This is a genomic window from Psychroserpens algicola, assembly GCF_014526325.1.
GTDB classification, from domain to species: Bacteria; Bacteroidota; Bacteroidia; order Flavobacteriales; family Flavobacteriaceae; genus Psychroserpens; species Psychroserpens algicola.
Genome location: NZ_JACNMJ010000001.1, coordinates 126,654 through 140,296 on the forward strand (window position 1 = coordinate 126,654; position 13,643 = coordinate 140,296).

A 13,643-nucleotide genomic window follows, 5' to 3' on the forward strand; every position below is an offset into this window, starting at 1 on the left:
TCGAATTTTTTTCGAAACTTCTTTCTGAAGAAAAACATAAATATAGCTAACGCTGCAAATATAAAAGAGATAATAACTCTATTGCGATCTACACCTATATTAGATACTGCATCATAAATAAAAAGTACAGCAAAGAAAAGATAGATGTATTGAAAAAACTGAAGGATTTTCATTTTAATTTTTAAGTATTACGATACAAAGATAACCATGTTTTGTTAACTATCTTATTTGGTTTTAATCTTTTAGTAACATATCACCTCTTCCTTCTAAAATGGTATAATTTTTAAACTTTGTATCTGAATCGAAAATATCACCATGACCATTATTAGCTGTAGCCGATTTGAGCTGTACAGGCAAATTTGTAAATAGCCATTCATTTTTTTGGTCATAGTATAATTGCTCCGCAAATAAGCTATCCTTTTGTGGTGTAATTAAAATTACGTTACCCTGAAGATCTATCAAATCGGTCGCATTATAAACGATGCCATAATCGGCAAGTACAATATTTTTTTGATTGTTTTCATCATAGAGTGACAAACGCAGGCCGTCTGGAAATTCTGAAAACGAAAAATCACGATTAGAATAATCCAGCATTTTCGGACTCTCTAAATTAGCGATTACGCGACCTATGGAATCTTCGGCTTCGGTATATTTTAAATTGATATTCTTAGCCTCACCAATAGGTTGATTTTGAAGCACACCTATTTGTTGTACTTCTTTAAAGTTGTTTTTACATGAAAAAAACATAGTCACAACAATTGCTGTGACTATGTATATATTAGTATGTAAAACTTTCGTTTGCATTTATAGGTTTGGAACTTTTACGCTTCCACCAATCCAGCATCCAATGCTTATAGTTGATCCTGCATTACCTTCTGTAAAAATTTCAGATTTAGTAGGAGCATTAGCGTTATACGATGTAGCCGCTTGATTTGCTGCTCCTTTTAAACTAGGATCCACTCTTCCCGCTTTTAAAGCTTCTTGGGCAGCATACCAGAATACAGCTCTTTTGTTAAAGTTTGTGTCTCCACAGCTATTAGCACTCTTAGCGTACATTGCTGCAATTTGCAAGTGAGGTGTACCGTCTGAAGGGTTTAACTTCAATACTTCTCTATAATATTGTCTTGCTGCACCATAGCTTCCTCTCTTCTTGAAACCGTTTGCGATTTTCTTAGCTAATCTTGATTTCTTAAAAGCATCTGTCTCTAAATCATAAGCTTGCTTGATATAGCTGTCACCTTCTTTATTTTTTCCTTCTTTGTACAAAATGGTAGCGACAAAATATTTGGTATCTGCAGATGGTGCTGTTGCATCATAAGCTTTTACTAAATCAATATAAAGCGGGTCATCAGTACATTCTTTATTATACATTCTGCTTACAGCTCTTTTTAACCAAACTGCATCGTTTTTGTATGTAGGAAAATCTTTTTGGTACAGTGGAATTAAATTCTCACAGTTTGCTAACTGTCCTAAATACGTATCTAAACTTCCAGCAATCTTATCATTAGCTTCAAGCTTTGCCTGGTAATAATCTTTGTACTTACCTTCTTTTTTACTTAACGTTGTTCCTGCTTCTTCTTTTTCGATTAATTTATTCAAAGACTTAGTATAACCTTCGTTTAAGTTTTCAAGTAATTCGTTAACATCATCATACTTATCAAATACTTTTTGAAGTTCAAACTTACCAGCTTTAAATAAATCTACTGTTTTAGTAAAATACACATACAATCCTTTTGTGCTTGTAAAATCTTTTGGGTATTGTTTGTACACCATATCAAAAGCCTCATAGATTTGCATATCTGTTAAACCTAAATCTTTTTGATTTTCGTATTTTAACAATGCTTTTTGCTCTGCGACTTCTCCAGCACTATATTTACTTGAAAAATGTTCGGCTCCTTTATCTAAAAGCACCATGTAATCTTCAATAAAACCTACCTTTTCAGCACCTGATGAATTTTCGATTTTATGATCTAATATTTTCTCTCCATACTTGTAGATAGACAAGTTAAACTTTGGGCACTTGTTTCTTACTTTCATCCAAGGCTCGAAAGCTTCATCGTATTTCTTACTCTTAACAAAGTCATTCATCAAGGTTAAGTTAAGCATACATTCTTCGTCTTGTTGTGCAAACCCAAAGTTAGTTGCTAAGAACAAAGCCGCTATGATTAATGTAATTCTCGTTTTCATCTTCTGTTTATTTTACGTTAGTTATATTTTCTTTTTTGGAACCATCTATCATTAAGTGATAGACTTATGTTCACGTTGAAAAAGTTTTCTTGAATTAAATTCTGCTTATTAGTTCCTCGTCTTCCGAACTCAAAACCAATATTCGCATTTGAGAATACTTGTCCAATCGGTAATCCTACTCCAAAAGATATGCCAAACTCATTAATAGCCTCATTATTAATTTCTAAGCCTGTATTTTCAAAATGAAGTCCAGCCCTATAGGTTGCTCGCTTCCAGTAACTTGAAAACGATGTATAATCTGGAATATAAAAACCTCCAACTGAAAAATTTGAAGCGTTTACAAAATTAGCATTTTCTATTGAAACAATCGGATTTGAAAACTCACTTGTGGTTTGACTAGTAAATTCGGCTCCAATAAACCAATGTCTAGGCTTTCCTATTCCAGCTCCAAATGAAAGTCTAGAAGGCAATCTAAGATCGGTTTCATCAAGACCTTCTGATTCTAAATCGGCATCAAATTCATTAACAACAAATTCTTCTCCTGTAGATTGATTGATTAAAATTGTGGCAAAGGAACGCTCATTAATTGAAGACAAATCACTAACTGGCGAATATGTTGCTCCGGCTTGAAGTTCTAATTTGTCACTAATCATGGTTTTATAGGTTAAACCTATATTGAAGTTTAAACCACTTAAATCTGAACGATTACTTTCTCTGGATTGATATTGAACAGGGTTACCATCTTCATCATACACGAATTCAATAACACTGTTTTGGATGTTTCCGAAGTTATAATTGGCATCAACACCAATGCTTAACTCATCTGTAATTCTGTAGCCGAGCCCTAAAAACGCTCTGTTAAGTCCTCCTTCTCCTCTATATCTATTTTGAATAATATCATCATCTGAATCTTCAAGTTTGTAACCTACAGATGTATAAGGCAGAAGTCCGAAACCAAAACCAAATTTTCCCATCGGCATAGACAATGCTAAATAATCAAATGTAGTTGCATTAACTTTAGCTTCACCTGAATTAGTTTTTAAGTTTGAACTGCTATGACTAGCACCTACTGAAAATTTTACTGGTCGACTTTCTTCATTATAGAACTTTAAATTAGGTCCAGCATAAGCTGCAGGGTTTCTCAAATTTACATGAATACTATCAGTAAAAATGCTTAAACCACCCATACTTCTATTTTCGACTGTTCCTTTAAATTTTAAGCTTCCAATTCCGTAGAACGAATATGGAGACGCTGTCCCTTCTTGCCCATAAGATTGTAGTGCAAAAAAAGCGATGAAAACTATAACAAGTTTCTTTATCATTATTGTGAGTTATATTCTAAAATAAAATTCAAACCTTCTAAAAGAAAATTTGAGTTGGCAAATATGCTATTTTTTAATTGGTTTGACAAGAATTTGGTATCTCCTCCTGTTAAAATAACTGTTAAATCTGAATATTTTTTAACATATTCATCAATTACACCATCAATTTCTTTCAAAACTCCAAACACTACACCAGAATGAATTGAATTTTGTGTAGAGTCTCCCAAAATGTCTTGTGGCATTTCTGTATCCAATAACGGCAAATTAGCGGTTAAATTATTGAGTGTTCTATATCGCAATCTAATTCCTGGAGAAATGGCTCCACCTAAATATTCATTTTTTGTATTGATAAAATCATAAGTAATACAAGTTCCGGCATCAATAACTAATACGTTATGATCTGGAAACTGTTCTACAGAAGCGCTTACCAGAGCAATACGGTCAACACCTAAAGTTGTAGGAGTAGCATATAAATTTTTAAAAGGCAATTTAATATTATGAGATAATTCTATGACTGGAACCCTTTTTTTGAGTGCATTAATAGAAGTTGATTTCAACTTTCCAACGGAAGACACTATTGCTTTATCAATATAATTAAGGTCACTGTTAAAGATATCAGACAGCATATTTTCAAAGTCATCTAGCTTTCCAACCACCTTCTCTTTGAGTTTATTTTGATTGTAAACCGCAAACTTGACAAATGTATTACCAACGTCAATAATTAAATTCATAAGTTGTATAAAAGTGTTAAAACTACAAAATGAAGATTCATTTTCAGCTAGTAATTAACCAAATTATAACATTATTTTGAGCAAAACTCACGATTTGAGTAAAGAATAAAATTTTTACATTAAATTTTTATTGTTTCTTTTTGTGAATATTAAAAATGAGTCTATATTTGCACTCGCATTTTTATGCAACTGGTGCCTTAGCTCAGTTGGTAGAGCAAAGGACTGAAAATCCTTGTGTCCCTGGTTCGATTCCTGGAGGCACCACCATCAAAAACCCGATTCAGATGAATCGGGTTTTTTGGTTATTACACTTATTTTTATGGCTGGATTAGAAATATCACTTCAATTTCGAACAGCCATTTACCTCACACTTCTGCATAAAATGGATAAACCCTCACTAGCCTTATAAATTTATTAATCAAAATTTCTACACTTGAACATCATAATAATACATTGTTAAAAAACTGATTATCAATATTATAAATAAATGTTCCCACAATTGAATTTAGCTTAATAGGCAAAAGTTAATCAACAAAATGTACCGCAAAAATTAATTTTAGTGCTGCAAATGATTTTGCCAAAATAAAACTATGAGTCAATTAAACAAATTTAGTAAGACAGTTACCCAGGATCCAACCCAACCAGCAGCTCAAGCCATGTTGCATGCCATTGGATTATCTAAAGAAGATTTTTTTAAACCTATTGTAGGCATTGCCAGTACAGGCTACGAAGGCAATCCTTGTAACATGCATTTAAATGATCTTGCAAAAAAGGTAAAAGAAGGCACTAAAAATGAAGATGTTGTAGGCTTAATTTTTAACACTATTGGCGTTAGTGATGGGATATCTATGGGAACACCAGGAATGCGTTACTCATTACCATCTCGTGATATTATTGCCGACTCTATGGAAACCGTTGTTCAGGCAATGAGCTATGATGGACTGATAACGGTTGTGGGTTGCGATAAAAATATGCCTGGAGCTCTAATGGCTATGATTCGTTTAAATCGTCCTTCAATACTAGTGTATGGAGGCACAATTGATTCAGGGTGTCACAATGGAAAAAAACTAGATGTAGTTTCAGCTTTTGAAGCTTGGGGAAGTAAAGTTGCAGGCACCATGACTGAAAACGAATATCAAAGTATTGTCGAGAAAGCCTGTCCTGGCGCAGGTGCTTGTGGCGGTATGTATACAGCAAATACAATGGCTTCAGCAATTGAAGCTTTAGGCATGGCTTTACCATTCAATTCTTCAAACCCTGCATTGAGCAATGCTAAACAACAAGAATCGACAAAAGCAGGAGAAGCAATAAGAACTTTACTAGAGAAGGACATAAAACCTTCAGATATCATCACAAGAAAATCTCTTGAAAATGCTGTTAGATTAGTGACAATTCTAGGTGGCTCAACAAATGCAGTACTTCACTTTTTAGCCATTGCAAGAGCTGCTCAAATTGACTTTACACTCAAAGATTTCCAAGACATTAGTGATAACACACCGTTTTTGGCCGATTTAAAACCTAGTGGAAAATACCTTATGGAGGATGTGCATGCTGTAGGAGGAATTCCCGCAGTATTAAAATACCTGTTAAAGAAAGGACTCATTCATGGTGATTGCTTAACGGTTACAGGAAAAACAATTGCTGAAAACTTATTAGATGTTGAGGATTTAAAAGAAGGTCAGGATGTAATAAAACCTATCGAAAAGCCAATTAAAGTTTCCGGACATTTAAGAATGCTCTACGGAAATTTAGCAACCGAAGGAAGTGTTGCCAAAATCACTGGTAAGGAAGGTTTAAATTTCAGAGGAAAAGCTAAAGTTTTTGAAGGAGAATATGCTGCTAATGATGGTATTCGAAAAGGTAAAGTTGAAAAAGGAGATGTGGTGGTCATCCGATATGAAGGCCCTAAAGGTGGCCCAGGTATGCCTGAAATGCTAAAACCTACAGCTGCCATTATGGGTGCAGGTTTAGGGAAGGATGTAGCACTAATCACCGACGGAAGATTCTCTGGCGGAACACACGGGTTTGTTGTAGGACATATCACACCTGAAGCTCAAGAAGGCGGAACGATAGCTTTAGTTAAAGATGGTGATATCATCAGTATTGATGCTGAAACCAATTCTATTTCATTAGAAGTTTCTGAAGTTGTCCTCCAAAAAAGACGTCAAAAATGGAAAGCACCAGAGTTAAAATTTGAACGTGGTGTGTTATATAAATATGCAAAAACAGTTTCATCAGCGTCAAAGGGCTGTGTTACTGATGAATTTTAAAAGAGAGCTAATGAAAGAAATTCAAACCATACAAAGTCAAACTAAAACTATAAAAACAACTGAGCGTATCTCAGGAAGTGAAGCCATCATAAAATGTTTATTAGCCGAAGGCGTTGATATTATTTATGGTTATCCAGGTGGCGCGATTATGCCAGTTTATGACGAATTATACAAGTATCAAGATGACATTCATCATGTATTAACCCGTCATGAACAAGGTGCAACACATTCTGCTCAAGGCTACGCAAGAATCTCTGGAAAAGTTGGTGTTGCAATAGCTACTTCTGGTCCTGGAGCAACAAACTTAATTACTGGTATTGCTGATGCTCAAATTGACTCTACCCCAATGGTTTGCATAACAGGTCAGGTTGGCTCTCATTTACTTGGAAGCGATGCTTTTCAAGAAACAGATATTGTTGGAATTTCAACTCCAGTGACAAAATGGAATCATCAGATCACAAAAGCATCTGAAATTCCTGAGGTATTTGCCAAAGCATTTTATATCGCTAAAAGCGGAAGACCTGGTCCGGTTCTAATAGACATTACTAAAGATGCTCAATTTGAAGAGTTTGATTATTCATATGAAAAATGCACAGGAATTAGAAGCTACAAACCAGTTCCTGAAACCGATATAACAACTCTTGAAACAGCAGCAGACTTAATTAACACAGCTAAAAAACCAATGGTAGTTTGGGGACAAGGTGTTATTTTAGGTGAAGCAGAAAACGAATTCAAAGCTGTGATTGAAAAAGCAGGATTACCTTCAGCTTGGACGATATTAGGTGCTTCTGCAATTCCGACGTCCCATCCCTTAAACGTAGGAATGGTAGGTATGCATGGTAATTATGCACCAAATGTATTAACAAATGAATGTGATGTTCTGATAGCTATCGGAATGCGCTTTGATGATCGTGTAACTGGAAATTTAGCCACCTATGCCAAACAAGCCAAGATCATTCATTTTGAAATCGATCCAGCCGAAGTTGATAAAAACGTAAAAACTGATGTCGCCGTATTAGGAGACGCTAAAACCAGTCTAAAAGCTTTACTGCCATTATTGAATGAAAATTCTCATACAGAGTGGCATCAAAAATTCAAAGATTTATATCAAATAGAATTTGATAAGGTTATCAAAAATGATCTTTACCCAACCAAAGAAGGTTTGACCATGGGAGAAGTATTGAAAGAAATCAATATTCAAACTAAAGGTGAAGCTGCTATTGTTAGTGATGTCGGACAGCATCAAATGATTGCTTGTCGCTATGCCGATTTTAATGTTTCTAAAAGCAATATTACATCTGGTGGCTTAGGAACTATGGGGTTCGCTTTACCTGCCGCAATAGGTGCTAAAATGGCTGCACCAGAACGAGAAGTCGTCATGATTGCTGGAGATGGCGGTTATCAAATGACCATACAGGAATTAGGTACGTTATTTCAACAGCGAGTTCCTGTAAAAATTGTCGTTTTAAACAATGAATTTTTAGGAATGGTTAGACAATGGCAACAGTTATTCTTTGATAAACGCTACGCCTCTACCGAAATGGTAAATCCTGATTTTGTAGCCATTGCAAAAGGCTATCATATTGATGCAAAAAAAGTAACACAAAGAGATGATTTAAAAAGTGCTGTAACAGAAATGATTGATTGTCAAGGCCCATATTTCCTGGAAGTATGCGTAGAAAAGGAAGACAACGTGTTTCCTATGATTCCAACGGGAGCAAGTGTTTCTGATATCAGACTAGAATAGTTTTAATAAGACAAAGAGAATGAGCATAGAAAAAAACTTATATACTGTTTCCATTTATACCGAAAACAACATCGGATTACTAAATCGTATTTCGGCAATATTTCAACGCAGGCATATTAATATAGAAAGCTTAAACACATCTGTTTCGGAAATTGAAGGTGTTTCAAAGTTTACCATTTTGGTTCGAATGCACGAAGAACAGATTAAAAAAATTATCGGTCAGATTGAGAAACAGGTCGAAGTAATAAAAGCATATTACCATTCTGAAGAAGACACCATATACCAAGAGTCTTGTTTGTTTAAAATCAAATCAGATTTATTGTTTGATGAACGCCAAATTCAGAATATCATTAAAGAAAGTAATGCCAGAATTGTCACCGTTAATAAAGAATTCTTTGTTCTAGAAAAATCGGGCAGAACACAAGAAATAGAATTATTATACAGAGAATTAAGTGCCTTTGGCATCATGCAATTTACACGTTCTGGTCGTATTGCAGTTACCAAAGACGAGATGAAAATTTCAACAATGCTAAAAACATTTCAACATTAAAAAAGAAAAGAAAATGTCAAATTATTTTAACACATTACCATTAAGAAACCAACTTGATCAATTAGGAAAATGTCGTTTTATGAATGCTTCAGAATTTGAAGATGGCGTCAACGCATTAAAAGGAAAGAAAATCGTCATTGTTGGTTGTGGTGCTCAAGGTTTAAATCAAGGACTAAATATGCGTGATTCTGGTTTAGATATCTCATATGCTTTACGTCAAGTAGCCATAGATGAGCAACGTGATTCATACAAAAATGCAATTTCAAATGATTTTAATGTTGGGACTTATGAGGAATTAATTCCGACAGCAGATTTAGTATTAAACTTAACTCCAGACAAACAACACACCAATGTTGTGAAGGCTGTCATGCCATTAATGAAAAAAGGAGCAACCTTAAGTTATTCTCATGGCTTTAATATTGTTGAAGAAGGCACTAAAATTCGTGAGGATTTAACCGTAATCATGGTCGCGCCAAAATGTCCTGGCACCGAAGTTCGTGAAGAATACAAACGTGGATTTGGTGTACCAACTCTTATTGCTGTTCACCCTGAAAATGACCCGGAAAATAAAGGTTGGGCTCAAGCTAAAGCTTATGCAGCTGCGACTGGCGGACATAGAGCTGGCGTTTTAGAATCGTCTTTTATTGCTGAAGTCAAATCTGACTTAATGGGTGAGCAAACCATTCTTTGCGGCTTATTGCAAACAGGAGCTATCCTATCGTTTGATAAAATGGTTGAAGAAGGTATTGAACCTGGCTATGCAGCAAAATTAATTCAGTTTGGATGGGAAACCATAACCGAAGCGTTAAAACATGGTGGTATTACTAACATGATGGATCGTTTATCAAATCCGGCAAAACTTAAAGCCTACCAATTATCTGAAGAATTAAAAGATATTATGCGTCCTCTATTTGAAAAACATATGGACGATATTATTTCTGGTCATTTCTCAAAAACCATGATGGAAGATTGGGCTAATGACGATGTCAACCTCTTAAAATGGCGAGCAGAAACAGGTGAAACTGCTTTCGAAAAAACAGCTTTAACGTCTGATCATATAAGCGAGCAAGAATATTTTGATCATGGTGTTTTATTAGTTGCTTTTGTCAAGTCTGGTGTAGAACTAGCTTTCGAAACCATGGTAAGCGCTGGTATTATTGAAGATTCTGCTTATTACGAATCGCTTCACGAATTACCATTGATTGCAAACACCATTGCTAGAAAAAAATTATTTGAAATGAACCGTGTCATTTCTGATACAGCTGAATACGGTTGTTACTTATTTGATCATGCCTGTAAACCTTTATTGACAGATTTTATGAAAACTGTTGACACATCGATTATTGGAACATCTTTTTCAAAATCAAATGGGGTTGATAATGTTGAATTAATTGCTGTAAATGATGCTATTAGAAATCATCCAATAGAAGCGGTTGGAAAGCGCTTACGTGCAGCTATGACAGCCATGAAGGTCATTAAATCAACAACCGTTGAAGACAGTGTATTAGCATAAACAGAAATAGACTTAATGTCCTACTCTTGTAAGAAGTTGAAACCAGTTTCGACAGGATTAATCAGACAGTAAGTATAATTTGATTCTCATAATCATGAGACATAATTATGGAAAACACTACAACCACATACAAACCAGCCTTAAAAGCGATTGAAGCTGCTGCTGAAAAATTAAAAGGAATAGCTTCGATCACGCCTTTAATTAAAAACGCACATTATTCTAAGCAGTTTGGTGCTAATATTTTCTTTAAAAGAGAAGATTTACAAGAGGTGCGTTCGTATAAAATACGTGGTGCATATAATAAAATCTCATCCTTAACAGCCTCCCAAATAGAAAATGAAATTGTATGTGCTAGTGCTGGAAACCATGCTCAAGGTGTGGCTATTTCATGTAAACTATTAAAAATCAAGGGCACTATTTTTATGCCTTCACCAACACCAAACCAAAAAATTGAACAGGTCAAAATGTTTGGTGAAGACTACATCGATGTGATTTTGGTTGGCGATACCTTTGATGATGCCTATCATGCTGCTATGGAGACATCTGAACGTTTAAACAAAACGTTTATCCATCCGTTTAATGATGAAAAAGTTATTGAAGGACAAGCAACTGTTGGCTTAGAGATTATTGACCAAGCAAAAACACATCCTATTCATTATGTGTTTGTTCCTATTGGTGGTGGAGGTTTATCCGCAGGACTATCGAGTGTTTTTAAAATCTTATCACCTCAAACAAAAATCATTGGCGTCGAACCTAAAGGTGCACCATCCATGTTGACCTCCTTAAAAAACAATCGAAACACCGAACTTAAATCTATCGAAAACTTTGTAGATGGCGCAGCCGTAAAACGTGTTGGTGATTTAAATTTTGCTATCTGTAAAGAGACCTTAAGCGATGTGGTTACTGTTGATGAAGGTAAAATTTGTCAGACTATTTTAGATTTATATAATAAAGATGCCATTGTAGTAGAGCCTGCAGGTGCTTTGAGTATTTCTGCACTTGAGCAATTTTCAGATGACATTAAAGATAAAAATGTCGTATGTGTAATTAGCGGCAGCAACAATGATATCACACGTACTGCAGAAATTAAAGAACGCGCTCTACTCTATGCAAATCTGAAACATTATTTCATTATAAAATTCCCGCAACGTGCCGGAGCTTTACGTGAATTTGTGGTCGATATCTTAGGCCCAACAGACGACATTACCCATTTTGAATATACTAAAAAGGTAAATCGCGAAAATGATGTTGCTGTTGTTGGTTTAGAACTCAAGTCTCCTTCAGATTTAGAACCTTTAATTACTAAAATGAAACTTCATAATTTTTATGGTGATTATCTAAACGATAAACCCGATTTATTTCAATTCTTAGTATAACTTAACATTGACGTAAACCATTCAATAGATACATTTGGTACATTTATTTTTTAATGAAAACGTAAAAACAAGTGATTATGACTTCAACATTTGTAGACATTCCTGAACAGTTTCAAATCAAAGACTTAACCCATCAATCCACCTATTTAGTTGATGGAAATCTAATAAAATGGGAAGGCGAAACGTCTGAAGTCTATTCCACAATTTCTTCAACTAAAGATTATAAACCAACCGTATTAGGAAGCATTCCTACACTTACTGAAAAGGAAGCATTGAGCGCTTTAGATGCTGCTGTAAATGCTTACGACAAAGGGCAAGGCTTATGGCCAACAATGAAGGTAGCCGATAGGATTGCTTGCATGGAAACGTTTGTCGAACAAATGAAATCCAAACGCGAAGAAGTCGTTAAATTATTAATGTGGGAAATCGGAAAAAACTTACCAGATTCTCAAAAAGAATTTGATAGAACTGTCGAATACATCTATGACACCATTGAAGATTATAAACAAATGGATCGCGATAGTGCCAAGTTTGAAAAACATGATGGTGTTCGAGCGCATATCAGAAGAGGTCCTTTAGGTGTTGTATTGTGCTTAGGTCCTTATAATTATCCTTTAAATGAAACCTTTGCCTTATTAATACCTGCCATCATGATGGGTAACACAACTATCTTTAAACCTGCTAAACACGGTGTTTTATTATTAACACCATTGTTAGAGGCTTTTAGAAATAGCTTTCCTAAAGGTGTGGTTAATATTATCTACGGACGAGGACGTACTGTTGCATCTCCAATTATGCAATCTGGTAAAGTTGATGTATTAGCCTTAATAGGAAACAGCAAATCTGCAAATGCCTTGCAAAACCAACATCCTAAAAGTAACAGATTGCGTCTAGTACTTGGTCTGGAAGCTAAAAACCCAGCCATTGTATTAAAAGATGCAGATCTGGATTTAGCTATCGACGAATGCATTGCTGGAGCGACCTCGTTTAACGGACAACGTTGTACCGCTTTAAAAGTGTTATATGTACATGAAGCCATTGTAGATGAGTTTAATAAGCGTTTTTCTGAAAAAGTAGATGCACTTAAATTTGGAAACCCATGGGAAAATGGTGCCAAACTAACGCCGTTACCTGAACCAGATAAACCCGCTTATATTCAAGAGTTGATTGATGATGCTCTGGCAAAAGGAGCTAAAATCATTAATAAAAAAGGTGGAAAAACTACCGAAAACTATATTTTCCCAGCTGTATTATATCCCGTTTCAAAAGACATGCGTGTTTATGAAGAAGAACAATTTGGGCCAGTAATACCTGTTATTCCGTTTTCAGATATTGAAGAGCCTTTAGACGACATGGCTGCTTCAAATTATGGTCAGCAAGTGAGTTTATTCGGAAAAGACATTAAAACCTTAGCACCTTTAATTGATACCTTGGTCAATCTAGTTTGCAGAGTTAATTTAAATAGTTCTTGCCAACGCGGACCAGATGTGTATCCGTTTACAGGAAGAAAAGATTCAGCAGTTGCAACACTGAGTGTGCACGATGCTTTACGATCATTTTCTATTAGAACTTTTGTCGCATCAAAAGACAATGACTATAACAATGCTATTTTAAAAGATTTATTAGACTCCAGAGCTTCAAATTTTGTAAGCACTGATTATATACTTTAATGAAAAACAGTCTAATTATGAGATATTTATAATATTTAAGTCAATTATTTAGAATATCGTAAATCTTATAAGAAACTCGTTTTTAGGTATTGTTGTTAAAAATTTAATATGTAGTTTAGCCATATGTTTACACTAAGACACAAATATAGAGTACCCAGACCCACAGGTCTTGATTTGACAAAACGCCGTCGCTAATTCTTCTATTTAGCAAACTCTATATTCATTTTTATTTTTTTACTGTGTACAACTCAACATTTAAATATCAAACTCAATCCTT

10 protein-coding genes and 1 tRNA gene are annotated in these 13,643 nt (G+C 34.9%); 7 read left to right on the plus strand and 4 right to left on the minus strand.

Annotation, left to right across the window (positions count from 1 at the left end; translation table 11 throughout):
* Positions 1-234: 234 nt before the first annotated feature.
* The 4 genes from lptC to H7350_RS00550 are packed head-to-tail and all read right to left on the minus strand — an operon-like array spanning position 235 to position 4,240.
* The gene (gene lptC, locus H7350_RS00535; RefSeq protein WP_204343919.1) at positions 235-804 is read right to left on the minus strand and encodes an LPS export ABC transporter periplasmic protein LptC; all 570 of its coding nucleotides are present in this window, start codon (positions 802-804) and stop codon (positions 235-237) included.
* A complete protein-coding gene (locus tag H7350_RS00540; RefSeq protein WP_204343920.1) occupies positions 805-2,187 on the minus strand; it encodes a tetratricopeptide repeat protein in 1,383 nt (460 codons plus the stop codon).
* A 17-nt stretch (positions 2,188-2,204) separates the two neighbouring features.
* Positions 2,205-3,509, minus strand: coding sequence for a BamG family beta-barrel-assembly machinery protein (gene bamG / locus H7350_RS00545; RefSeq protein ID WP_204343921.1), 1,305 nt, complete (start codon positions 3,507-3,509; stop codon positions 2,205-2,207).
* The gene (locus tag H7350_RS00550; protein WP_204343922.1) at positions 3,509-4,240 is read right to left on the minus strand and encodes a type III pantothenate kinase; all 732 of its coding nucleotides are present in this window, start codon (positions 4,238-4,240) and stop codon (positions 3,509-3,511) included. The genes bamG and H7350_RS00550 overlap by 1 nt, the downstream gene beginning before the upstream one ends.
* Before the next feature lie 191 nt (positions 4,241-4,431).
* On the opposite strand from H7350_RS00550, the gene H7350_RS00555 reads away from it, so the two are divergent.
* The 7 genes from H7350_RS00555 (at position 4,432) to H7350_RS00585 (ending at position 13,366) form a co-directional block, all read left to right on the plus strand.
* A tRNA-Phe gene (locus H7350_RS00555) sits at positions 4,432-4,507 on the plus strand.
* Between the two features lie 323 nt (positions 4,508-4,830).
* Positions 4,831-6,510 carry a dihydroxy-acid dehydratase gene (ilvD, locus tag H7350_RS00560; RefSeq protein ID WP_204343923.1) on the plus strand — a complete coding sequence of 560 codons (1,680 nt, stop codon included), beginning with the start codon at positions 4,831-4,833 and terminating at the stop codon, positions 6,508-6,510.
* 10 nt (positions 6,511-6,520) lie between these two features.
* A complete protein-coding gene (gene ilvB / locus H7350_RS00565; protein WP_204343924.1) occupies positions 6,521-8,257 on the plus strand; it encodes a biosynthetic-type acetolactate synthase large subunit in 1,737 nt (578 codons plus the stop codon).
* Positions 8,258-8,276: 19 nt separating this feature from the next.
* Positions 8,277-8,807, plus strand: a complete 531-nt coding sequence (gene ilvN, locus H7350_RS00570) for an acetolactate synthase small subunit (RefSeq protein WP_204343925.1) — start codon at positions 8,277-8,279, stop codon at positions 8,805-8,807.
* Positions 8,808-8,820: 13 nt separating this feature from the next.
* Positions 8,821-10,320 carry a ketol-acid reductoisomerase gene (gene ilvC, locus H7350_RS00575; RefSeq protein ID WP_204343926.1) on the plus strand — a complete coding sequence of 500 codons (1,500 nt, stop codon included), beginning with the start codon at positions 8,821-8,823 and terminating at the stop codon, positions 10,318-10,320.
* 107 nt (positions 10,321-10,427) lie between these two features.
* Positions 10,428-11,696, plus strand: coding sequence for a threonine ammonia-lyase (gene ilvA / locus H7350_RS00580; RefSeq protein WP_204343927.1), 1,269 nt, complete (start codon positions 10,428-10,430; stop codon positions 11,694-11,696).
* Positions 11,697-11,773: 77 nt separating this feature from the next.
* Positions 11,774-13,366 carry an NADP-dependent glyceraldehyde-3-phosphate dehydrogenase gene (locus H7350_RS00585; RefSeq protein WP_204343928.1) on the plus strand — a complete coding sequence of 531 codons (1,593 nt, stop codon included), beginning with the start codon at positions 11,774-11,776 and terminating at the stop codon, positions 13,364-13,366.
* Positions 13,367-13,643: the final 277 nt, after the last annotated feature.